Origin of the sequence: Bacillus sp. FSL K6-1006 (genome assembly GCF_038593175.1) — a bacterium.
In the GTDB taxonomy this organism is placed as follows: domain Bacteria; phylum Bacillota; class Bacilli; order Bacillales; family Bacillaceae; genus Bacillus; species Bacillus safensis.
Genome location: NZ_CP151970.1, coordinates 3,232,589 through 3,257,264, shown reverse-complemented (window position 1 = coordinate 3,257,264; position 24,676 = coordinate 3,232,589). Strand labels below are relative to the sequence as shown.

29 protein-coding genes are annotated in these 24,676 nt (G+C 39.5%); 27 read left to right on the top strand and 2 right to left on the bottom strand.

Annotation, left to right across the window (positions count from 1 at the left end; genetic code table 11):
* Position 1 precedes the first annotated feature (1 nt).
* The 6 genes from NSS65_RS17010 to NSS65_RS16985 all read left to right on the top strand — a co-directional run bounded on the left by NSS65_RS17010 (position 2) and on the right by NSS65_RS16985 (position 6,368).
* Positions 2-931 (top strand): NAD-dependent epimerase/dehydratase family protein, encoded by a 930-nt coding sequence (locus NSS65_RS17010; RefSeq protein WP_070326078.1) that lies wholly within the window; start codon positions 2-4, stop codon positions 929-931.
* 39 nt (positions 932-970) lie between these two features.
* Complete coding sequence (locus NSS65_RS17005) at positions 971-2,431, top strand: O-antigen ligase family protein (protein ID WP_144496412.1); 1,461 nt, start codon at positions 971-973, stop codon at positions 2,429-2,431.
* A 61-nt stretch (positions 2,432-2,492) separates the two neighbouring features.
* Positions 2,493-3,170: a hypothetical protein gene (locus tag NSS65_RS17000; RefSeq protein WP_048237565.1), complete on the top strand. Its 678-nt coding sequence runs from the start codon at positions 2,493-2,495 to the stop codon at positions 3,168-3,170.
* 24 nt (positions 3,171-3,194) lie between these two features.
* Complete coding sequence (locus NSS65_RS16995; RefSeq protein ID WP_034281105.1) at positions 3,195-3,950, top strand: glycosyltransferase family 2 protein; 756 nt, start codon at positions 3,195-3,197, stop codon at positions 3,948-3,950.
* A gap of 19 nt (positions 3,951-3,969) precedes the next feature.
* Entirely contained in the window at positions 3,970-5,166 is a 1,197-nt protein-coding gene (locus NSS65_RS16990) for a glycosyltransferase (RefSeq protein WP_034281445.1), read from the top strand.
* A 134-nt stretch (positions 5,167-5,300) separates the two neighbouring features.
* Positions 5,301-6,368: an MraY family glycosyltransferase gene (locus tag NSS65_RS16985; RefSeq protein WP_024423627.1), complete on the top strand. Its 1,068-nt coding sequence runs from the start codon at positions 5,301-5,303 to the stop codon at positions 6,366-6,368.
* Between the two features lie 35 nt (positions 6,369-6,403).
* On the opposite strand, the gene NSS65_RS16980 is transcribed toward NSS65_RS16985, so the two are convergent.
* Together NSS65_RS16980 and NSS65_RS16975 are read right to left on the bottom strand one after the other, a co-directional pair.
* A complete protein-coding gene (locus NSS65_RS16980) occupies positions 6,404-7,495 on the bottom strand; it encodes an LCP family protein (protein ID WP_034281103.1) in 1,092 nt (363 codons plus the stop codon).
* The gene (locus tag NSS65_RS16975; protein ID WP_012011434.1) at positions 7,480-8,148 is read right to left on the bottom strand and encodes a YigZ family protein; all 669 of its coding nucleotides are present in this window, start codon (positions 8,146-8,148) and stop codon (positions 7,480-7,482) included. The genes NSS65_RS16980 and NSS65_RS16975 overlap by 16 nt, the downstream gene beginning before the upstream one ends.
* Before the next feature lie 220 nt (positions 8,149-8,368).
* On the opposite strand from NSS65_RS16975, the gene NSS65_RS16970 reads away from it, so the two are divergent.
* The 21 genes from NSS65_RS16970 (at position 8,369) to raiA (ending at position 24,657) form a co-directional block, all read left to right on the top strand.
* On the top strand, positions 8,369-9,544 hold the full coding sequence (locus NSS65_RS16970; protein ID WP_003213166.1) for a sensor histidine kinase: 1,176 nt from the start codon (positions 8,369-8,371) through the stop codon (positions 9,542-9,544).
* A 64-nt stretch (positions 9,545-9,608) separates the two neighbouring features.
* Positions 9,609-10,298 carry a two-component system response regulator DegU gene (gene degU, locus NSS65_RS16965; RefSeq protein ID WP_008348273.1) on the top strand — a complete coding sequence of 230 codons (690 nt, stop codon included), beginning with the start codon at positions 9,609-9,611 and terminating at the stop codon, positions 10,296-10,298.
* Between the two features lie 215 nt (positions 10,299-10,513).
* Positions 10,514-11,356 (top strand): DegV family protein, encoded by an 843-nt coding sequence (locus tag NSS65_RS16960; RefSeq protein ID WP_024423625.1) that lies wholly within the window; start codon positions 10,514-10,516, stop codon positions 11,354-11,356.
* A 117-nt stretch (positions 11,357-11,473) separates the two neighbouring features.
* Entirely contained in the window at positions 11,474-12,874 is a 1,401-nt protein-coding gene (locus tag NSS65_RS16955) for a DEAD/DEAH box helicase (RefSeq protein ID WP_309300290.1), read from the top strand.
* 48 nt (positions 12,875-12,922) lie between these two features.
* Positions 12,923-13,216, top strand: coding sequence for a competence protein ComFB (locus NSS65_RS16950; protein ID WP_024423623.1), 294 nt, complete (start codon positions 12,923-12,925; stop codon positions 13,214-13,216).
* Positions 13,217-13,242: 26 nt separating this feature from the next.
* Positions 13,243-13,899: a ComF family protein gene (locus NSS65_RS16945; RefSeq protein WP_260983460.1), complete on the top strand. Its 657-nt coding sequence runs from the start codon at positions 13,243-13,245 to the stop codon at positions 13,897-13,899.
* Between the two features lie 56 nt (positions 13,900-13,955).
* Positions 13,956-14,375: a TIGR03826 family flagellar region protein gene (locus NSS65_RS16940; RefSeq protein WP_034281098.1), complete on the top strand. Its 420-nt coding sequence runs from the start codon at positions 13,956-13,958 to the stop codon at positions 14,373-14,375.
* Between the two features lie 79 nt (positions 14,376-14,454).
* The gene (gene flgM / locus NSS65_RS16935) at positions 14,455-14,718 is read left to right on the top strand and encodes a flagellar biosynthesis anti-sigma factor FlgM (protein ID WP_024423620.1); all 264 of its coding nucleotides are present in this window, start codon (positions 14,455-14,457) and stop codon (positions 14,716-14,718) included.
* 18 nt (positions 14,719-14,736) lie between these two features.
* Positions 14,737-15,219 carry a flagellar protein FlgN gene (locus NSS65_RS16930; RefSeq protein ID WP_024423619.1) on the top strand — a complete coding sequence of 161 codons (483 nt, stop codon included), beginning with the start codon at positions 14,737-14,739 and terminating at the stop codon, positions 15,217-15,219.
* A gap of 15 nt (positions 15,220-15,234) precedes the next feature.
* Positions 15,235-16,755 carry a flagellar hook-associated protein FlgK gene (flgK, locus tag NSS65_RS16925; RefSeq protein WP_024423618.1) on the top strand — a complete coding sequence of 507 codons (1,521 nt, stop codon included), beginning with the start codon at positions 15,235-15,237 and terminating at the stop codon, positions 16,753-16,755.
* A 9-nt stretch (positions 16,756-16,764) separates the two neighbouring features.
* On the top strand, positions 16,765-17,673 hold the full coding sequence (gene flgL, locus NSS65_RS16920) for a flagellar hook-associated protein FlgL (protein WP_034281095.1): 909 nt from the start codon (positions 16,765-16,767) through the stop codon (positions 17,671-17,673).
* A gap of 46 nt (positions 17,674-17,719) precedes the next feature.
* The gene (locus NSS65_RS16915; protein ID WP_024426253.1) at positions 17,720-18,298 is read left to right on the top strand and encodes a DUF6470 family protein; all 579 of its coding nucleotides are present in this window, start codon (positions 17,720-17,722) and stop codon (positions 18,296-18,298) included.
* A gap of 28 nt (positions 18,299-18,326) precedes the next feature.
* Positions 18,327-18,761 (top strand): flagellar assembly protein FliW, encoded by a 435-nt coding sequence (gene fliW / locus NSS65_RS16910; RefSeq protein ID WP_024423615.1) that lies wholly within the window; start codon positions 18,327-18,329, stop codon positions 18,759-18,761.
* Entirely contained in the window at positions 18,755-18,979 is a 225-nt protein-coding gene (csrA, locus tag NSS65_RS16905) for a carbon storage regulator CsrA (RefSeq protein WP_008360181.1), read from the top strand. The genes fliW and csrA overlap by 7 nt, the downstream gene beginning before the upstream one ends.
* 161 nt (positions 18,980-19,140) lie before the next feature.
* Positions 19,141-19,482 carry a flagellar protein FlaG gene (gene flaG / locus NSS65_RS16900; protein ID WP_034281093.1) on the top strand — a complete coding sequence of 114 codons (342 nt, stop codon included), beginning with the start codon at positions 19,141-19,143 and terminating at the stop codon, positions 19,480-19,482.
* Between the two features lie 20 nt (positions 19,483-19,502).
* Positions 19,503-21,032, top strand: coding sequence for a flagellar hook-associated protein 2 (locus tag NSS65_RS16895; protein ID WP_034281091.1), 1,530 nt, complete (start codon positions 19,503-19,505; stop codon positions 21,030-21,032).
* Positions 21,033-21,049: 17 nt separating this feature from the next.
* Entirely contained in the window at positions 21,050-21,454 is a 405-nt protein-coding gene (fliS, locus tag NSS65_RS16890; RefSeq protein ID WP_041115574.1) for a flagellar export chaperone FliS, read from the top strand.
* Complete coding sequence (gene fliT / locus NSS65_RS16885) at positions 21,451-21,792, top strand: flagella biosynthesis regulatory protein FliT (protein ID WP_041115575.1); 342 nt, start codon at positions 21,451-21,453, stop codon at positions 21,790-21,792. The genes fliS and fliT overlap by 4 nt, the downstream gene beginning before the upstream one ends.
* A 13-nt stretch (positions 21,793-21,805) precedes the next feature.
* Entirely contained in the window at positions 21,806-22,186 is a 381-nt protein-coding gene (locus tag NSS65_RS16880) for a hypothetical protein (RefSeq protein WP_041115576.1), read from the top strand.
* A gap of 33 nt (positions 22,187-22,219) precedes the next feature.
* Positions 22,220-23,905, top strand: coding sequence for a methyl-accepting chemotaxis protein (locus NSS65_RS16875; protein WP_326135255.1), 1,686 nt, complete (start codon positions 22,220-22,222; stop codon positions 23,903-23,905).
* 188 nt (positions 23,906-24,093) lie between these two features.
* A complete protein-coding gene (raiA, locus tag NSS65_RS16870) occupies positions 24,094-24,657 on the top strand; it encodes a ribosome-associated translation inhibitor RaiA (RefSeq protein WP_024423608.1) in 564 nt (187 codons plus the stop codon).
* The last annotated feature ends 19 nt before the right edge of the window (positions 24,658-24,676 follow it).

Sequence of the window (24,676 nt, the reverse complement as noted above, 5' to 3'; positions counted from 1 at the left end):
GATGAAGAAAGTATTGGTTACTGGGGGAAGCGGATTTATTGGATCACATACGGTAGAGGCTTTACTAGAAAAAGGCTATGAGCCCATCGTTCTTGATAACTTTTCAACTGGATCTCGAGAAAATATTGCCCATCTTTCCGTGCAATGCATCGAGGCAGATGTTACAAAGCCAGCGACGATTGATTTGATCAAACAAATCGCACCGGATTATATCATTCACCTTGCAGCACAAGTAAGTGTAGCCGTTTCCGTTCAGGATTTCGTATATGACGAAGAAGTTAATATAAAAGGATCTCTGCACGTCATAAAAGCCGCGGCTGAAGCAGGAGTGGAGAAAGTGATCTTTGCCTCATCAGCAGCTGTCTATGGAGACCCGGTGTATCTGCCAGTGGACACCGCTCACCGGCTGAAGCCTGGTTCACCATATGGCTTAGCAAAACTGACAGTAGAGCGCTATTTAGAAATGGCAAAATCACTCTATGATGTGGACTATTGTATTCTCAGATACAGCAATGTATATGGTCCGCGCCAAGACGCACTTGGAGAAGGCGGTGTTGTCTCTATTTTCTCTGATAAGTTTGCAAAGGATGAGGCCCCTTTTATCTTTGGAGATGGGGAACAAACAAGAGACTTCATCTATGTGGGTGATCTAGCGGCAGCGAATGTTGCGGCTTTAACAGCCCAATCAAACGTTTGTTTAAATATCTCGTGTGGTGATTCCATCACTGTAAATGAACTGTTTCAAACGATGAAACGGGTAACGAGATCACAGCTTGAACCGATTTACAAGCCGCAGCGTGCAGGAGATATCGTGCATAGTACATTGGCAAATGAGGAAACGAAACAAGTCTTAGCATGGGAGCCTGTTGTGAGTTTACAGGAAGGTTTGGCTCGTACCATTTCCTACTATAAACAGGAAGTCAAGGCTTAATCCCTCAAATCGGATGGGTTGCTTAGGAGGAAAATGGGTATGAGTGTGAAACAAACAGCATGGCAAATCATGATCGGTTGTATATTATTTGCAGCAGGGCTAGGACTTGTACAAATGGCGTCTGCGCAGCCCGCCGGGTTAAAAAAGATCGTCGCCATTCCGGTCCTGCTTTTGGTTCTGACAGCTTTTCTCGTGTTGATGAAGCTATACATGAACGGTGAGCAAGTGTTCATGTCAGCCATATATCTTTTAATTGCATTGACCTTTCTCAACAACGCTTTCTTTTCAATTAGTGCCGGGTTCTTTAGTCTTTTTCTCTACCGTATCATGCTCATTGCCGCCTTTGCTTTATTTATATGGCGGATGAGAGATAAGGGAACGTACATATCGCAGTGGCAGCAGATTCGTGTAAAAGGCATTCTTGGTTTTTTCGCTGCATGGTTTCTTTACGGGCTCATCTCACTGCTGTGGGCCCACTCGGTGACAGACGGTCTCAAATATATGTCCCTGCTTGCTATGGGGATGGGTTTTGTCTTTCTTGTGGTCATGTACATTCAGCGAATGGATCAAGTGGTCACCTTTTATAGCATTTGGCTCGTCATGACTGTATTTGTCATGGGGATAGGGTTTTATAATCACTTTACTTTGAACCATTTACCGAATACTTCACTGTATCTTGGGCCGGCGTATAAACAGCACTATCCTACAGCTGTCTTTTTTAATCAAAATGACTTTGCGACGTTTTTATCGATTAGCTTTTTCTTGTATTTAGCGTGTATGCGGCAAATGAAAAATGGTTATATCAAAGCATTTGGATTATTTGGCGCCATCGCAGCACTGTATCTCATTTTGTTAACAGAATCCCGCGCGAGCCTGCTTGGCATATTTGCAGGAGCGGCCATCTATGTGTGGCTGCTCATGCCGCGCTTTCTCAAAAAGTGGTCACTCATCGCAGCAGGCGGACTTGGTGTCATCTGTATCGCTGTTTTTTCAGCCAAGATTTATTCAGTCTTTTATGACTTGTTTCTCGCTTCTCAGGTCGCGCATTCTTTTAGTGAACCACTCCCATCCAACATTGCGAGAGCGAATTTGATCAAAAATGCATGGCATTTCTTTACGGATTCATACGGGTTTGGTGTCGGAGCGGGTAATGTGTCTTACTACTTAGCCCACTTTTCGATCTTTGATACAGATCAAGTCGTTGAAGTGCACAATTGGCTGCTGGAAGTGATGACGAACTTTGGATTTGCGGTCATGCTGGGCTATATTTCCGTCTACGCTTATCTCATGTTCATGCTGTATAAACAATACCAATGGGCGGACACAAGATCGGCAAAAATGATCATTGAAGGTTTGTTTGCTGCCATGCTGAGCTTTCTCGTTTCAAGTATCAGTCCTAGTTCGGTCTCGAATTTATATTTCCACTGGGTCTTTTTAGGGCTCGTAATCGTAGCGGTGAATATGTTGAAAAACAAACAGCTCTTGGTAAACCGTGTGTGATGCTGCGCTGGTATGGCTACACTTATGAAAAAGCAAATACGTCAATGTTGGGAGAATGAACATGTCTGGTTTCATATCTAGAATAGGGAAGCGAATCAAAAAGTATATCGTATGGCTCGTGCTGTTGCCTGTCGTATTAGGCGCTTTTGGATTCTTTTTTGCCAAAGGAACAGCGCAGCAGTCTAGTTACACAGCTGCCGTTACCCTCACACTTGGTAAATATGATGACGGAGTGTATAACAATATCGCAGAAGTGACATCTCTATTAAAAAGCGATGCATTTTTGAATGAAGCACTCAGTGATGTTAAAGAAGAAGAAAGGCAGGATGTGAAAAGCCGCCTCATCCTCACCAATCAATCAGATACACAATTACAGCTGTCTTTCACAGATGCTGATAAGGATCATGCTTTAGCTGTCGTGAAGCAGGTGTCGGATACATTTCTGAAGCAAGACAAAGCATTATTTACAAAAAGGCAGCAGGTGATTGAAAGTAGATTATCTGCTCTAGAAGACGAATCTGTCAGCAACGATTCCAAAGTAGATAAAGAACGATTTTTATATGAATTGGAGTCTACAAAGCTTGGAATGAAGCAGGCGAAGATTGTTGATCCTGCCCAAGTTCTTGATGAAGGCAATAAAGGCATGTCAGCGAAAAAGCGGGCACTGCTTGGACTTGTCATTGGCTTTAGCATCTCGCTCATGTTTGTGGTCTTACCCGAAGTGTTCAAAGAATCTTAATGATGAACTGGAGATGAGTCTTAGGTGAACAATCAACCGTTAGTATCAATCATTACACCGGCCTATAATGCGGAACGTTATTTAACGGATACAGTTCATTCCGTCCTTGCCCAAACCTATTCTAATTGGGAACTGATCATCGCAGATGATTGTTCAACAGATGGAACAAGGAAGCTGCTTGGGGACTTAAGTGAAGCAGACGACAGAATCAACGTCATTTATTTAGAGCAAAATGGGGGAGCTGCCATCGCCAGAAACGCAGCCATCAAACAGGCAAAAGGCCGCTTTATCGCTTTTTTAGACAGTGATGATAAGTGGAAAGAGACGAAACTCGAAAAGCAGGTAGACTTCATGCTGACAAACGATTATGCCTTTACATTCACGGCATATGACATCATTGCAGAAAATGGAGAACCGTTAGAAAAAACTGTCACTGCACCAGCAAGATTAACTTATGATGAAGCTTTGAAAAATACCATTATCGGCTGTTTAACGGTGATGCTTGATGTACAGAAGATAGGACATGTAGAAATGCCGAACATCCGCACAAGACAGGATTTAGCTACATGGCTGTCCATATTAAAAAGAGGATTTACAGCCTATGGCATGAGTGAACCGCTCAGTGAATACCGCATCGTTGGAAACTCGATCTCTAGTAACAAGTGGAAAGCAGCGAAAAAAACGTGGTTCGTCTACAGAGAAATTGAGCAGCTTCATTTTGTCAAAGCATCTTGGTGTTTTATGCACTATGCGACAAATGCTGTGAAGAAGCGCTTATAAACAGAAGGGAAAAAAGGTGATAAAGGTGAAAGCAGACTCGATCATACATGTTATCGTAGCGACGGGAGAATGGGGACAGGACGGCCTGAGGTACAGACGGCATCGACTGGCGGAATTTCTAGCATCTGATCCAGAAACGAAAGAGGTCATCTGGGTATGTCCATCTGCATCCCGTCACACAGCTCCCTTTCAGCCCATAACCGATCGAATGAAGCAATTGACCATTCCTGATGTGCTCAAGAGCAAATTTTTCCGCTTTGGCCGATATCAAGACATGTTCTATATTCATAAATTGTCCCCTCTTCTTGAGCATTTGCGGCAGGAGGAAAAGAAGGGAATCGCTGTTTGCTTATGGTATACGTTTCCGGGTTTTCCGCTCTTATCTTCTTTATTTGAATGGAAACATATTGTCTATGATTGCAGTGACCTGTGGGGAGAGCCGATAAGCGGCAAAAATAATTTGCTTTCTTATATGAGGCAGCGTGTCATTGTGAAAGCAGAAAATCGAATCATCAAATACGCACACAGCATTACATGTTCTTCTCAATACTTACACGATCAAATCAAAAGGCGTCTCATGGGTGAACCGAAAGATGTCTTTACAGTTGAAAATGGCGTCGAGTACGATGTGTTTGCAAAAAGCAATCTTCCATGTAAGGAGGATGTGCTACAAGGTAGAGAAGGAACTGTTCTTGGTTTTATTGGAGGCATCAAGCCGAAGCTGGATTTTGACATGATAGCAGAAGCTGCCCGCATGCAGCCTGATTGGACATTTTTATTTGTCGGTCCGGATGGAACAAATGGTGATCCATCTTTTCAGCATGCACTTAAACTGCCGAATGTGATTTGGACAGGTGCTGTTGCACCAGAAGAAGTGCCTGCGTATATGAAGCTGATTGATGTAGGCATGATGCCATACAAACAATCTCCTTACAATCAAGCCGTGTTTCCGCTCAAGCTATATGAATTTTTAGCCGCAGGAATACCGGTTGTTGGTTTAAATCTTCCGTCAACGGAAAGGCTAAAAGAGAATGATGTGTATGAATATTTAGAAGGCGAGGATCCTGCGCTCTTCGTAGAAGCCTGCCAAAAAGTGATCAGCAAAAAAGACGACATGACCTATAGACATCTAAGACAAAGCCGTGCGAAGAAAAAAGATTGGCACGCGCTGTTCACAAACATGGTGGAACTAACGAATATTAAAGAAAACGCATAATTCATCAGGGATTGTGCGTTTTTATTTGTTTCTTCTTCACAGGGGGAGCTTGTGATCATCCTCTATTCAATTGTATAATGGAAAGAGCGGCCAATATACAAAATACAGATTTCAATTTAGAAGGAGACTGACCTATGGATTACGAACGCGCCTTATTAGCGTTTTTTGTCTCTCTGGCTACAGTTTTAATTGTGACACCAATCGTCAAAAAGTTTGCAATTAAGATTGGTGCAGTGGACCAGCCGAATAAACGAAAAGTTCATGATAAAGTAATGCCTCGAATGGGCGGTTTGGCAATTTTTATTGGGGTAGCGGCTGGAGCATTAGCAGGCGGGCTGTTTCTACATAATAAAATTACAGCAATTTCAGTTGGTGCCGTACTTATCGTCATTCTAGGTATATTTGATGATAAATATAATTTAAGTGCAAGATTTAAATTTCTCGTACAAGTTCTTGTTGCTTGTCTGATTGTAAGCACAGGCTTAAAAATGGACTTTTTCTCTGTTCCTTTCTTAACAGATCGAATTGAGTTAGGCTGGATGGCATATCCCCTAACCGTGTTATGGATTGTCGGAATCACAAATGCTATTAATTTAATTGACGGCCTTGATGGACTGGCTGCCGGTATTTCTGTCATCGGTTTATCAACCATTGCCGTGATGGCATTTTCAGCTGATAAAATTTTGATTCTTTCATTATCCCTTGTTGTCATTGGCAGTACCATCGGCTTTCTCTTTTACAACTTTCATCCAGCGAAGATTTTTATGGGTGACACCGGTTCGCTTTTTTTAGGCTATATGATTTCGGTACTGTCACTATTAGGGCTGTACAAAAGTGTCACTTTGTTTAGTGTTGTTGTCCCAGTGATCATCTTAGGTGTCCCTATTTTCGATACCACTTTTGCCATCATTAGACGAATATTAAACAAACAGCCGATTTCAGCACCTGACAAATCTCATATTCATCATAGACTGATGGCCTTTGGCTTGTCCCATCGCATGGCTGTCATCGTGATTTATATGATTGGCTTAGTCTTTAGCTTAAGTGCCATTTTGCTGACGAGCGCCACCATATGGTTATCACTGATTATTATCTTTTTACTGGTCATGTTCATGCAAGTGATTGCGGAAGTCACAGGCTTGGTGAATGAAGAGTTTAAACCATTTACGAAATTTTATAAACGAATGGTCAAAAGACAGTAAAAAACAGCCCGTTCCTAGGAACTGGGCTGTTTTTATTATTGTCCAGGTGTGCTGGTCGATGAGTTAGGTGTATCACTTGTCCCCGTTTCACCAGAGGACGGATTGGTTTGTGAATCTGTTTCAGTTGAAGATTCAGCAGGCAGCTTTAAATGCGTCCGTAATTCATTTTGGACGTTAGCTAAATTGGTCGGATCTGGCTCAAAGTAATACGTGCGATTTGGCCCTAAATAAAGGTCTGATCCCTTAATTGAAAGAGTTTCTGTGTCGTCTCCTTTAAATCCGCTGTAGATTTGCTGAAGGGCAAGACCTTCTGTGATACGGAAATTGGTCGTAATGTGATCACTGACTTCTTTCGCAATGTTATCGACGTTCGCAATGTTATTTGGCTTCGCCATTTGATCAATCATTGCACGTAAAATTTGTTTCTGACGATCGTTACGTCCGAAATCACCGCGTGGATCTTGTTTTCTCATCCGTGCGTAAGCAAGTGCTTCTTCCCCGTTTAAATGCATATTGCCTTTTTTGAAGTAAATCTTTTTCGATTTTTTAACATCACTTTTTTCATTGAAGTCAAATGGAACATCGATATCAATTCCGCCGACTTCATCAATGACATCCTTGAATCCGTCAAAATCAACGGTTGCATACTTATCAATCGGAATATGCAAGAATTGTTCGACAGTTTCGATCGTTTCGTCTTTACCACCTTTAGCAAATGCTGCATTGATCTTTTCTTTACTTCCTGTTGTATCACTTGCAAGCTGTACGCGTGTGTCACGAGGGATACTAACCATTTTCATCGTTTTGTCTTGGGGGTTAATCGTTGCAACAATGAGTGAATCTGAACGGCCATGATCACCCTTTGTGGCATAATCCTCAATTCCGACAAATAGTACAGAGAAAGGTTTTTTCTTAATATCAATGACAGCATCACGAAGATTCGATTTCTCTCCACGGTTTAGTTCATCATATGTTTTGTCAGCAGCTTGAAGAGTATTGACGATTTTATATACTGCAAATCCGCCCATGCAGATGATAAGAAGCAAAAATAAGACCAGAATACGTTTGATAATTCTCTTCTTCTTACTCTTTTTCTTTCGTACACGCACTTTTACTCGTTGTGCCATTCATCTGTCTCCTTTATCGGACCAATGTCCTTTTCTAAATAAATAAGTTCGCCTTCTTTTGTAACACTCTTTCCATTTGTCAGCTCAGTCATCCACTCAATGAACTGCTCTGTTTGTGTTTCTTCGACATATGTCTCAAAAATAACATCTTCTGCATAATGGATTTCTTTTAGCTGAAAAGATGAGGCTCTAAGCTCATTCTCTACCTTTCCAAGCCATGTATAATCTATTGTTGTGTGCATTGTACGCATTAAACAGCGCTCTACCATTCCAACATGGTTGATAGCTTCTGATACAGATTTTCCGTAGGCACGAATCAATCCACCGGCACCAAGCTTGATACCGCCGAAATAACGAGTGACCACAACGACTGTATCTTTCAGCTTCCGTTTTTTTAGCACTTCAAGCATTGGCACACCTGCTGTACCGCTTGGTTCACCATCATCATTCGCCTTTTGAATCAGGTCATGTTCACCAATGAGATAGGCTGAACAATTATGTGTGGCATTCCAATGTTGTTTTTTAATGGATTGTATAAATGCTTGTGCTTCTTCTTCTGAGACAGCACGCTGTATATGACAAATAAAACGTGATTTTTCAATGACGATCTCATGCTCGCCACGACTTTTTACTGTAAGATAGCGATTCAGCAAAAGACATACCCTCCTGACAAGCAAATTGTAAGACTAGTGAAAATTTGCATTGGTTTTAGAATTTTACAGCGTATTTTGTTATGATGATAGGAGCGGAAAAAGGGTCGTCATAAAAACTTCATGATTATACGCATTCTTTCATTATAATTCGACATAAAATGCAGATCAATGACATTTATAATAAAAAAAGATGACATCACTGTTACGGGAGGGAAAAGCCATGACAACACCCAAAATGGATCCGAAATTATTGGATTCAATCATCATGAAAATGCTAAGTACAGTTGATGGCAGCAAGGACGAAGTATTTAGAATAGGCGAACAGTCCCGTCAACAATATGAAAGCCTAGTAGAAGAGCTGAAGCAAATCAAACAGCAAGTAAACGAAGTAATTGATTTTGGGGATAAGCTGGAAGTCCATACAAGACATGCTAGAAACCGCTTATCTGAGGTCAGCAGAAACTTCAACAAATTCAGCGAAGAAGAAATACGTGAGGCCTACGAAAAAGCACATAACTTGCAAGTGGAACTCACCATGATTCAGCAGCGCGAGAAGCAGCTGAGAGAAAGAAGAGACGATCTGGAAAGACGGTTATTAAGTTTACAAGACGTCATTGAACGCTCTGAAACGCTTGTGAGTCAGATTACAGTGGTTCTCAACTATCTCAACCAGGATTTACGCCAGGTTGGCGTTTTACTTGAAGATGCTCAGGCAAAACAAGATTTTGGTCTCAGAATTATTGAAGCCCAAGAAGAAGAACGCAAAAGAGTGTCGCGGGAAATTCATGACGGCCCTGCTCAAATGCTGGCAAACGTGATGATGCGTTCCGAATTAATTGAACGGATTTTTAGAGACCGCGGTACAGAAGAAGGCTTTAAAGAAATTAGAAGTCTCAGACAGAATGTGCGAAATGCACTGTACGAAGTGAGAAGAATCATTTATGATTTAAGACCGATGGCTTTAGATGATTTGGGTCTGATTCCGACACTGAGAAAATACTTAAACACAATTGAAGAATATGATGGAAAAACCAAAATTACGTTCCAATGCCTAGGTGATACAGAAAGCGAAAGAATTGCTTCTCAATTTGAAGTAGCACTGTTTAGACTAGCCCAAGAAGCTGTCACAAATTCATTAAAGCATTCTGAAGCTGAAGAAATCTCTGTCAAAGTAGAAGTAACGAAAGACTTTGTGACCTTAATTATTAAAGACGATGGAAAAGGCTTTGATATGAAAGATGTAAAAACAAACAAAAACAAATCCTTCGGTTTACTTGGCATGAAAGAACGCGTAGACTTACTGGAAGGTAAAATGACCATAGACTCAAAAATAGGTCTAGGGACATTCATCATGATTCGCGTGCCTTTAACATTGCAAAATAAAATTGTAAAATAGAGTCAAAAGACATATTGACCATAAAGTTCAGGTGTAGAACAATAAACATGGGGAGGCGTAGCTTGTGACTAAAGTAAATATTGTAATTATTGATGACCACCAATTATTCCGTGAAGGTGTCAAACGGATTTTAGATTTTGAACCTACTTTTGAAGTAGTTGCAGAAGGAGACGACGGTGACGAAGCTGCACGTATCGTAGAACACTATCATCCGGATGTTGTCATTATGGACATTAATATGCCGAATGTAAATGGTGTTGAGGCTACAAAGCAGCTTGTTGAGCTTTATCCCGAATCAAAAGTCATTATTCTATCTATTCATGACGATGAAAACTATGTAACACATGCATTGAAAACAGGGGCGAGAGGCTACCTGTTAAAAGAAATGGATGCAGACACACTCATCGAAGCAGTGAAAGTTGTAGCTGACGGAGGCTCTTATTTACACCCGAAAGTCACTCATAACTTAGTAAATGAATTCCGACGCCTAGCGACTAGCGGCGTTTCAGCACATCCACAGCACGAGGTATATCCTGAAATTCGCAGACCACTTCATATCTTAACTAGACGTGAATGTGAAGTTCTTCAAATGTTAGCTGACGGAAAGAGCAACAGAGGAATCGGTGAATCGCTCTTTATTAGTGAGAAAACAGTTAAAAACCACGTGAGTAACATTTTGCAAAAAATGAATGTAAACGACCGTACACAAGCTGTTGTTGTAGCTATTAAAAATGGCTGGGTAGAAATGAGATAGTGTTCCGGACAAGTACTCCTTTTTCGCCTGTTTTTATTCTCTCACATTTTAGGTGAAGGGAAATGATAGACAGGGTAAGGATTCTTTTTCGGATATAGAGGGCTTGCCTATTGATTAGGCAGGCTTTTTTGATTACTATTATAAATCTAATGAAACAATGATCATTTTTTTAAAATAAAAAAGAGTAACTTAACGAATAAGGAAGGTATTTAAGAATGAAAATAGCCGTTGTAACAGACAGTACTGCTTATCTACCACAAGAGCTGCGTGATAAACATAATATTCATATGATCCCCCTTAACGTCATCTTCGGCAGTGAATCATACCGTGAAGAAATAGAAATGGACTGGAAGACATATTATGAAGAAATCAAAAAACACAAAGATCTTCCAACAACCTCTCAGCCTGCTTTCGGTGAATTAATAGCCTTATATGAAAAACTAAGTGAAACATACGACGCCGTGATTAGTATCCACCTTTCAAGTGGAATTAGTGGAACGTATAATAGTGCGGTCTCAGCGAATGATCTAGTTGACGGGATTGATATTTACCCGTTTGATACAGAAACAAGCTGTATGGCACAAGGTTTTTATGTGTTAGAAGCTGCTGAAAAAATCCAAGAAGGTGCTTCTTTAGAAGAAGTTTTAGCGCATCTAAATTACCTGAAAGAAAGTCAGCGGGCGTATTTTATGGTAGACGATTTAACTCATTTGCAAAGAGGCGGCAGATTAAATGGTGCTCAGGCTTTTATTGGAAGCCTCTTAAAGGTAAAGCCTATTTTGCATTTTGACAACAAGCTAATTGTTCCTTTTGAGAAGATTCGCACACGTAAAAAAGCCATTTCACGTATTTTTGAATTATTTGATGAAGATGCATCACGTGGTGTTCCGATGAGAGCAACACTGATACATGGTAATAGAGAAGAAGAAGCAGAAGAATTAATTGCGCACTTATCAGAAAAATATCCTCATGTTGAATTTTATAAAAGCTACTTTGGTGCCGTAATCGGCACCCATCTAGGTGAAGGCTCTTTAGCCCTTGGCTGGGTGATTAGATAATTCCTAAAAAACCTCTTTTCGTATGGAAAAGAGGTTTTGTTTTTTGATTTTACCTGTTGGACGAAAGGTCCTGTCTTTGCGCATAATGGCCAAACATCAATTGAAAGGTGTTTGGTAATGTTGAATATGGACAAAGCAATGGAACTAATGGGGCAGCTGCATTCACGCCATCTGCTCACCGTTGAAACAAAGTGCCCACAGTCCAATTTAGATTGGCTGGAGGAGAAGGGCTTAGTCAATCGGTCTCCAGCCATTGAGAGGAAAGCAAATGGTTTTACATGCTGCCGGTGCGGTGTATCACACAAGCGGTATTTCGCTCATTCTCCATGTGAAGTGTGTCAAAAGGATTGTGTGTACTGTAGATCATGCATCATGATGGGAAAAGCAGCAGAATGTGGGTTTCTTTATGAATGGACAGGTCCACAAATGGTAGAAACAGGTCGAGCCGAATTAACATGGCAGGGAGAGCTGTCTAAAGGACAAAAAAGAGCGTCAGAAAGAATGATTGAAGCTATTAAAAACAAATTTGATCTACTTGTTTGGGCGGTTTGCGGAGCAGGGAAAACGGAAGTGCTTTTTCATGGAATCGAATATGCATTAAATCAAGGAATGAGTGTCTGTATTGCGACTCCTAGAACAGATGTTGTGCTTGAACTCGAACCGCGGCTTAGAAAAGCATTTCAAGGGGTGATAATTACCGTACTTTATGGAGGCAGTTCTCAAAGGTTTCAAATAGCACCGCTTGTGATCACCACAACCCACCAGCTGATGAGATACAAAAATGCTTTTGATGTGCTCATTGTAGATGAAGTCGATGCCTTCCCTTATTCAATGGATGAGCGACTCCAATTTGCTGTTCTAAAGGCGATGAGAAAGAACGGAGGGGTTAGGATTTATTTAAGTGCGACACCCTCTAAAAAAATGACGAGAGAGGTTTCTCGCGGAAAACTGGAAGCGATAAAAATTCCTTTGCGTTTTCACAAGCACCCATTACCCGTACCGACCTTTCATTGGATCGGACATTGGAAAAAGAAATTAAAAAAGAACCAGCTGCCCCCTAAAGTGATGAATTGGATGCAGCGACATATTGCAAATAAGAGAAGAATATTACTTTTTGTTCCTTCAATTGCTGTCATGAAGAAGGTAACGAAGATTCTACGAGAACAATCCTTAAACGTGGAGGGAGTATCTGCCGATGATCCGGATAGGAAACAAAAGGTTCAGCACTTTAGAGATTACGTATACGATGTACTAGTTACAACCACTATTCTAGAAAGAGGCGTAACCATTCCAAATGTTCAAGTGGGGGTACTAGGTTCGGAATCTACTATTTTTACAGAGAGTGCACTTGTTCAGATTTCTGGACGGGTAGGCAGACATCCGGATTATTGTACAGGAGATGTTTTCCTTTTTCATTTTGGTTTAACGAGAAGTATGAAACAAGCAAAGAAGCATATCGTAAAAATGAATGATACGGCTGCAAAAGAGTTTTCTGAAAAACAGTGTGGGTTCAACTAAATCATGGTACATTATATTCACAATACACAAATGGCAGGAGAGACAAATATGCTACTCAATGCAAAAGAAATACTACTCAAGGAAATTCTCAATCAATATCTCAACCAATTAAACATGATTTGTCATTGTGAAAAGTGTATGGAAGATGTATTAGCGATTTCACTGAATCAAGTGAAACCACAATATATAACAGATATCGATAAAATATCTTACAGTAAATCTGAGATGGTGGATAAACAGAAGAATACTGCGATGCTGGTCATTCTGACAGAAGCAGCTTCCAAGGTTTCCGCATTTCCAAGGTGTGAAAATCGTCTGCTGCTGAACAAGGAAACCAATTGATTTGTCAAATTTGCGAGGGACATTTTGTGCCTGCTTTTACATGGAAATCATTCCTACTATTAAATGATGATCGTCTTTGTGTAGCATGTAAGAATCACTTAGTAAAGATTGATCGTCCTATTTGTCCAACATGCGGAAGGGCGCAGTCAAATGACCAATTATGCCAGGACTGTAATAGTTGGAATGAACGCTCTGATTCTACTAAAGTCCTTGTAAAAAATAGGTCAGTTTATACTTACAATGATTTGATGAAAGATGTCCTTGCCCGCTTTAAATTTCGGGGTGATACGGCTTTAGCTGAGCTGTTTAAAAAAGATGTACAAGCAGCATTTAAACATTCCTTCTGCATAAAAGACCCATTGCTGATACCGATCCCTTTAAGTCATGAAAGACTAAAAGAAAGAGGATTTAATCAGTCCGTGATAATCGCTTCTTTGCTAGATAAGCCAATATTGCAGCCACTCGTGAAAATACATCAAAGTAAGCAGTCTAAAAAAAAGAAAAATGAACGCCTAGATCAAAAAGGATTGTTTCAAATCAAGCAAACAGATGCGATTGTTCAAAGGGATATTATATTAGTTGATGATATCTATACAACGGGAGCAACCATCTATGATGCGGCAAGAATTTTGAAAGACGCAGGTGCTAAAAGTGTTTCTTCTTTTACGTTGATACGTAGTTAAAAATCATGATAATTAACCGATAATAAGAAAAGATAATAACGTAAGGGGTTTTGGTTATGAATCAATTGGCAAACTGTCCACAATGTAATCAGCTATTTTTAAAAACCACCATCCAAACGGTTTGTAATAAATGCTTTGAAGAAGAAGAACGTTCTTTTGATATCGTATATAAATTCTTGAGAAAACAAAGTAATAGACAATCAACTATTGCTGAAATAGTAGAAGCAACAGACGTTGATGAAGAATTAATCTTGAAATTTATTCGTTTGAAAAGACTGCAAATTAGTCAATTTCCAAATATTAATTATCCTTGTGAAAGATGTGGCAAAGCGATCAGGAAAAACAAGCTATGCAGCCAATGTGAACAGGATATTCATTCACAAATCAGCCAAATGAACCAAGAAGAGGAGCGTAAAAGGGAGATTGAATCTAGGAAAAAAGACACCTATTATGCCATTAATCCTAAAAACGACTGATTCCCTAAACTAAGTTGCAGTTTGGTCGATAAAATGGATAGAATCAAGACAGACTGTAACGGAAAGCGAGAGGAATCCCGTGAAAATTAATCGATATGGAACACAACCAGTAAATCCTTACAAGAAAACATATGAGAAACAAACGTTGCAATCGAATCAAGCTAAATCAACTGATAAAGTCGAAATTTCTAAAAAGGCAATCGAAATGCAAAAGGTGCCGAATATTATGAGAGAACGCCAAGATAAAATTGACCAAATTAAAAAAAGCATTGAAGCCGGAACATATCAAGTAGATACAAAAGGCATTGCAGATAAAATGCTGAATTTTTATAAACAACAATAACAAAAGGGAGCAGCGTGAATGTCAGTTAAAATAATTATTGAAGAACTGCATCGTCTCTATGGATTGCATGAACAGCTTTTAAAGTTGTCTAAGGATAAAACAGAAATGCTGAAAAGCAATGAGATTGATGCTCTTTCAGAGGTTCTGAATTTAGAGCAAAAGTATATTCAGGCCATTTCTCAATTAGAAGAAAAACGAATTGAAGCGACCGTTCAATTTTTACAAAGTGATCAATCACCAACCATCACTGCATGTATCGAAAAGGCTGAAGGTACAGATCAAGAAGAGCTCATTTCATTATATGAGAAACTAAATGACATCATGGTGGAACTAAAAGATGTAAATGAACTGAACAAGCAGCTTATTCAGCAGTCACTTCAATTTATTTCACTGACATTCGATCTCGTTAACCCTAATAAAGAAAATATGAATTACGGACAAAATGGTCTTGAGAGTTCAAAGCCTAAACAGCAAAGGGCTTTGTTTGATTCAAAGGCGTAAACAAGGAGGATACCAATGGGTTCTACATTCATGGGACTAGAAACGGCAAAAAGAGGCATCACAGCCCAGCGTGCAGGGCTTTATGTCACATCAAACAACGTCTCCAATGCAAATACGGAGGGCTACTCAAGACAAAGAGTGACCTTTAAAGCAGAAAATCCTTATCCAGTCATTTCTGTTTATGACGGCAAAACGTATGGCCAAATGGGGACAGGTGTACAAGTTGGAACCGTTGAAAGAATTCGAGACAGCTTTTTAGATCTACAATACAGAGATCATAATAATAACTTATCTTACTACTCAACGAAGTCAGATGCCCTTTCACAGATGGAAGGGGTTATGAATGATTTGACGGATGAGGGCTTGAACAGAGCTTTTGATAATCTATGGAAATCATTACAGGTCTTATCGGAATCAAAAAATGCTGATACGGCTTCTGCACGTACAGTTGTTAAAACAAGTGCACAGGCTTTAGTTGACCAATTCCGTCTGCTCAATTCTTCTTTAACAACGATACAAAAGAATTTAAAAACGGAACTCGATTCAACAGCCAAAGATGTAAACACTCTTTTATCTCAAATAGATGAAGTGAACAAACAGATTGCAGCAGTTGAGCCAAATGGATATCTTCCAAATGATCTTTATGATACACGTGATACTTTGGTCGATCAATTATCCTCACTTGTTGATATTAAGGTCAGCTACAATCCACCTGGCGGTAATGCACTCAAAATTGCTGAAGGAACTGTCAACATCGACATTATCGGTGCAAATGGACAATCTGCTGGAAACATTTTGAATGGTATTACGAACGAAAAGTCTGAACTGCAAATCTCTTACGATAATACAACGGGACTTGTTAACTCACTTCAATTCGGAACAACAACAATTGCAGCGGATCAATTACAAGTGAACGGTAAAGTAAAAGCACTTGTTGAGGCTTATGGCTACATGTCAAACGGTGCTGAAAAAGGCATGTATCCAGATATGCTTGCAGAGCTGGATGAAGTAGCAAAAGTATTCATGGATACATTTAACGATGTACATAAGCAGGGGTACACGTTAAATGGTGCAAGTGGACAAGACTTTTTTGATATCGAAAATAACAATGAGTTGAATAAAGGTTTGGCAGCTCGTATTAAAGTGAGCGATGTCATTTTAGCATCAACAGATAATATTGCTGCATCTCTCAATCAAACACAAGGTGACGGTTCCAATGCTACGAAATTAGCTAATATACAAGACTTAAAGTTACCAATCGGCGGAAATACAACGACAATTCAGGATTATTACCAAAATGTGATTGCTGAGATGGGGGTACAAGGGAAAAAGAACATGACGCTTGAAAGCAGTTCAGCTGCTCTTGTCAATTCAGCCAATGAACGTAGAATGTCGACTAGCGCTGTCTCCATTGATGAAGAAATGACGAATATGATCCAATTTCAGCATGCATATAATGCGGCTGCGAGAATTATGACATTACAAGATGAAGTATTGGATAAGGTCATAAACGGCATGGGTGTCGTAGGAAGGTAGGGATAACGGATGCGAGTCACACAAGGGATGATTTCTCAAAACTCACTTCGAAATATTAGTAAAAGTTATGAAAAACTTTCTAAAATTAATGAGCAGGCACAAACAGGCAAACGTTTTACAAAAACGTCTGATGATCCTGTTGCAGCAGTAAAAAGCCTTCAATATAGTACTGCCTTGTTCCGAAATGAACAATATAAAAATAACTTAAATGAAGCACAAAACTGGATTGATACATCTGAAACAAGTGTCACTGAAATCATTGATATTATGTCAAATATACGAGATAAAGTGCTTGATGCGGCAAATGGAACAAAGCAGCCCGAAGATTTAGCAGCTATCGGAGTGGAAATTGGCCAGATGAAGAATCAAATCATTGATGCAATGAACACTCAAATGCTAGGTAAGTTCGTATTTAATGGGACAAATACAAATGTTAAACCAGTTGTTGAGAATGCAGACGGAACGTATACATTTAACTTCGAAAATTATACAGATGCGAATGCTGTTCAAGCGAATATTTCTGATGGTATCACTTTAAATGTAAACTCAAATCCAATCTCAGCGTTTGGCGGACAGGCTAACGGTCAAAATGTCATTGAAATGCTGACTGATTTAGAAAACTCATTGAAAAATGGAACGTTTGCGAATTCTGATGATGCATTAGGAAGTATCGATCAGTTTAAAGAAGTAATGAGTGCTGAGCGATCTGACCTAGGAGCGCGTTCGAATCGTGTTGACTTAGTAGGAAGTCGTTTGACTTCACAATTTCAAGTACTGAAAAATGCTAAATCAGATAATGAAGATGTTGAAAGTGAAAAGGCAATTCTTGATCTTCTTCAACAAGAGACGGTGAATAGAGCTGCTTTAGCGACAACAGCGAAAGTCATTCAGCCATCCCTTGTAGATTTCTTAAGATAATAAAAAGCATCCGATGGGTGCTTTTTTGCATCATGGAGGTGAACATATGCAAATCCCTAGATTGTTAATGCAGCAAACCTATGCAAAACTTCAAATGTCGACAACTCCTTCCCGGCAAGAAGTAGAGCAGCCACAAGCTGATCTTGAGATTCAGCAGCCACGAGCTGTCATGAATATCAAAAGGACACCGTCGAAATTAACCATTGATCAAACCGAGGCATTTGCCGATATGGACATCAAGTCAATTTTTAGACGTTCTGAGGAATGGGCAGCTGAGGGGAAGCGTGCTGTTGGAGAAGGAATGGGTCGAAGAGCGGAAGAAGGAAGTGAACTCATCAAGATCGAGAATGGTGGGAATGCGATTGCTGAGTTTGCCAAAATCAATGGCAGTCCCCCAGCAAAACAATTCACCATTGGTGTGATACCTTCATTCTTTAGTGTGAAAATTCACTATCAGCCTTCTGAGCTTCAAATTGATGTGGAGCCGCAAAAAGCTATCATAGAGGCCACACCTCATAAACCAATCGTTAACTACCAGCCAGGTAAGGTCAATATTGATATGTTACAATACCCAGAATTAAAAATAGAAGTTGACGAAACGGGCCAAAATGGTGATAAGGTATAATTAAGAAAAATGAAAAAGGTCGTGAATTATGATCATTCAAACAAAATACCATGGTGAAGTGACAATCAAAGAGGAGCAAATCATTCACTTCTCTAACGGGATACCAGGATTTCTGGATCAAAAACAGTTTGTCATTTTGCCTTTATCAGAAGAGTCTCCATTTTTAGTTCTTCAATCATTAAATAACTCGGCATTAGGTTTTATCGTCAGCAGCCCGTTTTTATTCTTCAATCAATACGAATTTGATTTAGACGAAACGGTTGTAGACATTCTGGAAGTAGAAGATGCCAATGATGTGGAAGTAATGGTTATTTTAACAATGGAATCATCTATTGAAAAAACAACAGCCAATTTAAGAGCGCCTATTATTGTGAACCGGAAAAACATGAAAGCCAAGCAGGTGATTTTGCATGATTCAGCCTATCATACAAAACATTTGTTAGAGGTGGCATCCTCATGTTAGTGCTGTCTCGTAAATTAAACCAGTCGATTCAAATAGGCGATGATATTGAAGTCAAGATTATTTCAATCGAAGGCGATCAAGTGAAAGTCGGGATTGAGGCTCCTAAGCACATCGATATTCACAGGAAAGAAGTGTACCTGTCAATTCAAGAAGAGAACAATCGTGCTGCTAGTTTATCCTTAGATCTCCTCTCTCAATTATCCTCACAAAAAAAGTGAGGATTTTTTTATCGCATTCAGCTGTCCTTCTCCGTGTGAAAGCGTTTCGATACAGATGTTCATGATCTATAGGAAACTTTAACAAATCGGTCCATCTATATTTAATTTGCAAATTCAAAGCCGATATAAAAGATAGATTAAAGCACAGGAGCTGAATAACTATGTCTGTTGGTAAGTTGACATCGCTAGAGCCAATTATCGATGCATTTCAAACCCGTGTTTCTAATAACCAGAATGACAATGTAAACTCTGACTCACAAGCAAATGGCAGGGCTGTTTCAAAAGAAGAAATTGAAAAAACGCTTCAAGGGGCAAACAAGCTGATTGAACCTACTCAATTTCATCTTCAATTTGAATTACATGAAAAACTCAACGAATATTATGTCAAAGTCGTAGATAACCAAACAGATGAAGTCATTAGAGAAATTCCTTCCAAGGAATGGCTTGATTTCTATGCAGCAATGACAGAAATTGTCGGTTTATTTGTAGATAAAAGAATGTAAATGAAGGGAGAACATAAATAATGGTCAATCGTATTACTGGATTTTCAAATGTGTTCGATATTGATGAAATCGTATCAAAGCTGATGAAAACGGAGCAAGCACCACTTGATACAATGACGCGTCAGAAACAAACGCTTGAATGGCAAAGAGACAGCTATCGCGAGGTTAACTCGAAAATTAAAGAATTAGATGATTTGATTAACAGTTTAAACTTAACGCGTCCAAGTACATATGGCGCCAAAAAGGTGACAAGCTCTAATGAATCTGCTGTCACAGCAACTGGATCAACAAATGCGACCTCTGGCTCTATTCATGTCACTCAGCTAGCGACAGCTTCCGTCTTCAAATCCTCTGGTACATCTGGATTTACACCAACAAACGGAACGTTTACGTTTGAAGTGACGACACCAGATTCGACAAAACCAAAAACGGTGACAATCAATACTTCTGATACCGATACAATTGATGACATCGTGAAAAAGCTGAACAGCGCGCAATTAGGTGTGACGGCTTACAAAGGCCAAATCTCTGATGGCACTAACTACGTGGATACCATCGCTCTTACTTCTCGAACAACGGGTGAAGGCGTCAGTATTAAAGCAGCTGATGGCAATTCGGCTTCATTTTTAACGCAATTAGGCTTCCAAGTAGATGGAGATAACAAATTAGTTGCGACCACTCAAGGACAGAAGGCGCAATACGAGATTAATGGTCTGAAAATGGAAAATAACAACAATACATTCACGCAGGCTGATATTACGTACGAGCTTAAAGCAACGACAGATAAGCCCGTCAGCTTAAACGTTTCAACAGATGTGGATGCAATATATGATAAAATTAAACAATTTGTTGATAAATATAATGAACTCGTTGAGCAGATTAATGGAAAAGTCAATGAAAAGAAAAACAGAGACTATCATCCATTAACGGCTGAAGAGAAAAAAGCGATGTCTGAAAAAGAAATAGAGCTATGGGAAACGACCGCGAAGTCTGGCTTGCTGAGAAGTGATTCCATTTTACGATCTGGTGCCTCTAAAATAAGAAGTGATTTGTATGCTAATATTACGACAAGTGATGCGAATAAAATCCAACTCACACAAATCGGTATTTCGACATCATCCAGCTATAAAGATGGTGGGAAGCTTGAATTTATTAAGGATAGTGATGGAGTAGAGAAATTAAAAAAAGCCATTGAAGAAGACCCGGAGAAGGTCAGACAAATGTTCATCTCGGGTAGTTTAAATGTGGATTCAAAGGATAAAGACAAAGCGCAGCAGCAATATCAAGAACAAGGCATCATCTATCGTATCAAAAATTCCTTATCAGACTTTTCGAAGAGCATTCAAAAAAAGGCTGGCAGCATAACAATGGAATCAAAGGAATACGGACTTGGTAAGGACCTTGATTCTTTGACAAAACGAATGAGTACATTCCAAGATCGTTTAAAAATGGTTGAAGCCCGTTACTACAAAAAGTTTAACGCCATGGATAGTGCAATTCAAAAGCTAAACAACCAATCTGGCTACCTTTCTCAACTGCTTGGACAATAATTGGAGGTTTATAACATATGGCAATACAGAACCCTTATGCCGCCTATCAGAAAAATTCTATTGAGACCGCAACACCTGCCGAGTTGACGCTTATGCTTTATGAAGGCTGCTTAAAGTTCATCAGAATAGCGAAGCATGCCATTCAAAAAGAGGATGCAGAAACGAGAAATGTGAACCTGAAAAAGGCTCAAAACATCATTCAAGAATTAAATGTCACCTTAAATCGTTCCTATGACGTATCAAAGAGTATGGCAAGTATGTATGATTACATTTATCGCAGACTGATAGAAGCCAATCTTCAAAATGACGAAGAGATATTGAATGAAGTAGAAGAGTACGTAACTGATTTTCGTGATGCGTGGAAGGAAGTCATTCAAACCGATCGAAAAGGCCGTCACCACTCTATCGGGGGCTCTCTATGAGTATTGTGGACCAGCTGCATGATCAAACATTAAAAATGGCAGCCGAAATAGCGGAAAATCCGCAAAGTGAGACACTTGTTGAAGACTTTGATGCCTTTTTAATTGAGAGAGACGAATTAATGAGAGATATACAGCATGAATTGACGGATCAAGAAAAAGAGAAAATCCGCGAAATCATCCAAACAGATCAACAGATGGCGAAGCAATTAACGGTTATCCAAAATGGAATAAAGGCAGATATTCAAGCCATACAAAAAAAGAAAACAAAACAGCTGAATTATCAAAATCCATACCAGCCCATAACAAGTGACGGCGTATACTACGATAAACGGAAATAAATAGGTGAGACCTGTGGCGTATCGTTCAAATGACTATATTTTATTAACCACATATTATGAACTTCTATACACGATAGAAGAGAGTCTAAACTATTTAGATGAAATTGAGAAGGATTTTGACAAAACAGAAGGGGATCGGATCTTTAATGATCTGATCCATGCCTTCTTTCATTTAGACACAACACATCCTCTTCTGCTTTCAATTATTGAAAATGAACACTTTGCCAAAACGATTCGTTCGTTTGATCAAATATTTTTAAGTTTTGATGTACTAGCTTTCTATACATTCCCTTCAAATCACTTCCAATCATTCCTGAAAACATACTTTATACCTGAATATAGAAAGTGGATGGATGAAATACATGCCTGTATGAGGCCGTATGTCATTCATTAATTTTTGTCCAATTCAGACCATTCGGAGGAAATTATGAGACTAAAAAATCAATTTTTATTTGGGCTTATTGTCATATGTGTATTGTTTGTCAGTATGTTAGGATTCTCAAGCTTTCTCTATTACAAAACAGATCAATCCTATAAAGCGCTATTAAGCAAGGAAGTGAAGCTTTATCAGACATCGCTGGAATTAGAAACCCTTCTGCAAAAGCAGGAAGCACAGATTAAAACATATGTCGTCGTGCAAGATGCTGAAAATTTGCAGAAAATTGAGCAAACATATGAAGATATTAATAAGAAAACAGCAGAAGCTTCTAAAATGAGTACGGTCAAACAAGCAAAAAATCTATTAGATCAAATCTCAGAAAAAAATTATCTCTACTACACCTCAACAAATCGATTATTTAATTCATTAAATATGCAAAATCAAAAAGAATTCAACACCCGCCTCAGTCAAGAATTACAACCTATCGAACAAGAAATACATACCTTTACAAAAGAATTCGCTCAAAATCAGCTAAAACAACGTGATCAAAAAATCAATCAGCTCAATCAAGATAGTAATCAATTATTGCTTACACTCATTTTGGTCAGTGCAGCGATTATTGTTGGCCTTTTGGTGATTGGGATCAGATTTGTTCATCGCATGACAAAACCAATTGTTTCTGTCACCAATGCCGCAAAAAGGATGGCAGATGGTGATCTTACCCTTGAAGAGATTGAAGTGACCTCTAAAAATGAGATTGGTCAACTCGGCACAGCCTTTAATCAAATGACGGCTCATTTGCGTCAGCTTATTTTGCAGGTGCAAAGCGGATCAAGACAGCTTGCTGATTCTGCTGCTCAATTTGAGGAAACCATCAGTCAAACGATATCTGCTAGTGAGCAGACATCCAGCTCGATTGAACAGGTCAGTGAAGCTTCACGTGAACAATCAGATGCGGTCGGAAAAGTGGCATCCGCCATTCAGGAAGTGTCGACTGGCATGCAAAATGCAGCTGTACACACGTCCGATGTTTCGGGTCACTCAATTTCAGTGACTGAAAAGGCTGAAGAGGGTGCCGCCCTTATTCAACAATTTGTGCAACAAATGAGTTCTATTAAAGAGTCTGTGAATGAACACCATTCCACAATGGCCCATGTGCAAGCGCAGTTTACAGGCATTCAAGATCTGTTAGGTCATATCCATGCCATTGCTGACCAGACGAATTTGCTTGCTTTAAACGCAGCTATAGAAGCAGCAAGAGCGGGAGAACATGGAAGAGGCTTTGCAGTTGTAGCAGATGAAGTGAGGAAACTGGCAGAAGAATCTAGTCAGTTGACAGACCAAATTAGTCAATTACTCGAAAACGTGAACAAAGATACAGAAAGGTCATCACAATCGATGACGAAGGTCGAGCGGGATGTAGCAGAGGGTGTAAAAGTATCACAATTATCTGAACAGAGCTTCCATGAAATCTTGGAATCTATTCGTGATATTTCAATGAAAGCAGAAGAGCTGTCAGCCACTGCAGAACAAATTTCTGCTAGTACAGAGGAAATTTCTCAAACAGTTGGTGTCATTGAAGAAGGTGCGAAACGAAACTCAGAAGAAACAGAGTACATGTCTGCTGCTGTTGAAGAATCATTAGCCGCCAATGAAGAGATGAAAGCCGCTGCGGAGGATTTAAAATCCTTATCTCAATCGCTGAAAACATCGATTTCATCTTTTACCATTTAATGTGCGCTGGTCTTTTTCAAGAATCAGCCGAATATATATTCATCACCTATCAAGCAACAGTTGAAGCACCGCAAAATTCGACAAATTTCAATAAATATTCACATTTTTTTTACGTTTGAGCAGGAGAAAAGGAGGGAAAAGTAGAAATAGGTTTACATATCCTTAATTTTAAAGGAGGCGTTCTTTACATGAATTACAATGTCAGAGGAGAAAACATCGACGTAACACCTGCACTAAGAGATCATGTCGAGAAAAAAATTGGAAAGCTGGAGCGTTATTTTGAGACAGATGTAGATGCTTCAGTCAACGTGAACTTGAAGTTTTACAACGATCAAGAATCTAAAGTTGAGGTTACCATTCCAATGACTGATCTAGCACTTCGAGCTGAGGTGCATAATGAGGATATGTACAATGCAGTAGACCTAGCAGCCAGTAAATTAGAACGTCAAATTAGAAAGCACAAAACAAAAGTAAACCGTAAATTCCGCGAGCAAGGTGCCAAAAAGCACTTATTTGCTGGAGGAAATGGTACGGCTGAAGTAGCGGTTCAAGATGACGAAGAGATTGATGAAACAGAAATCGTCAGACAAAAACGTTTCAACTTAAAGCCGATGGATAGTGAAGAGGCCATTCTCCAAATGAACATGTTAGGTCATAGTTTCTTCGTTTTCACAAATGCTGAGACAAATTTGACCAATGTGGTTTATCGCCGAAATGACGGTAAATATGGACTCATTGAGCCAAACGCTTAAATATCAGTTGATGCTGATT

Coding starts and splice junctions, on each gene's coding strand:
- NSS65_RS17010 (WP_070326078.1), top strand. CDS start 2: ATGAAGAAAGTATTGGTTACTGGGGGAAGCGGATTTATTGGATCACAT.
- NSS65_RS17005 (WP_144496412.1), top strand. CDS start 971: ATGAGTGTGAAACAAACAGCATGGCAAATCATGATCGGTTGTATATTA.
- NSS65_RS17000 (WP_048237565.1), top strand. CDS start 2,493: ATGTCTGGTTTCATATCTAGAATAGGGAAGCGAATCAAAAAGTATATC.
- NSS65_RS16985 (WP_024423627.1), top strand. CDS start 5,301: ATGGATTACGAACGCGCCTTATTAGCGTTTTTTGTCTCTCTGGCTACA.
- NSS65_RS16980 (WP_034281103.1), bottom strand. CDS start 7,495: ATGGCACAACGAGTAAAAGTGCGTGTACGAAAGAAAAAGAGTAAGAAG.
- NSS65_RS16970 (WP_003213166.1), top strand. CDS start 8,369: ATGACAACACCCAAAATGGATCCGAAATTATTGGATTCAATCATCATG.
- NSS65_RS16960 (WP_024423625.1), top strand. CDS start 10,514: ATGAAAATAGCCGTTGTAACAGACAGTACTGCTTATCTACCACAAGAG.
- NSS65_RS16955 (WP_309300290.1), top strand. CDS start 11,474: ATGTTGAATATGGACAAAGCAATGGAACTAATGGGGCAGCTGCATTCA.
- NSS65_RS16950 (WP_024423623.1), top strand. CDS start 12,923: ATGCTACTCAATGCAAAAGAAATACTACTCAAGGAAATTCTCAATCAA.
- NSS65_RS16940 (WP_034281098.1), top strand. CDS start 13,956: ATGAATCAATTGGCAAACTGTCCACAATGTAATCAGCTATTTTTAAAA.
- NSS65_RS16930 (WP_024423619.1), top strand. CDS start 14,737: ATGTCAGTTAAAATAATTATTGAAGAACTGCATCGTCTCTATGGATTG.
- flgK (WP_024423618.1), top strand. CDS start 15,235: ATGGGTTCTACATTCATGGGACTAGAAACGGCAAAAAGAGGCATCACA.
- flgL (WP_034281095.1), top strand. CDS start 16,765: ATGCGAGTCACACAAGGGATGATTTCTCAAAACTCACTTCGAAATATT.
- NSS65_RS16915 (WP_024426253.1), top strand. CDS start 17,720: ATGCAAATCCCTAGATTGTTAATGCAGCAAACCTATGCAAAACTTCAA.
- fliW (WP_024423615.1), top strand. CDS start 18,327: ATGATCATTCAAACAAAATACCATGGTGAAGTGACAATCAAAGAGGAG.
- csrA (WP_008360181.1), top strand. CDS start 18,755: ATGTTAGTGCTGTCTCGTAAATTAAACCAGTCGATTCAAATAGGCGAT.
- flaG (WP_034281093.1), top strand. CDS start 19,141: ATGTCTGTTGGTAAGTTGACATCGCTAGAGCCAATTATCGATGCATTT.
- NSS65_RS16895 (WP_034281091.1), top strand. CDS start 19,503: ATGGTCAATCGTATTACTGGATTTTCAAATGTGTTCGATATTGATGAA.
- fliS (WP_041115574.1), top strand. CDS start 21,050: ATGGCAATACAGAACCCTTATGCCGCCTATCAGAAAAATTCTATTGAG.
- fliT (WP_041115575.1), top strand. CDS start 21,451: ATGAGTATTGTGGACCAGCTGCATGATCAAACATTAAAAATGGCAGCC.
- NSS65_RS16875 (WP_326135255.1), top strand. CDS start 22,220: ATGAGACTAAAAAATCAATTTTTATTTGGGCTTATTGTCATATGTGTA.
- raiA (WP_024423608.1), top strand. CDS start 24,094: ATGAATTACAATGTCAGAGGAGAAAACATCGACGTAACACCTGCACTA.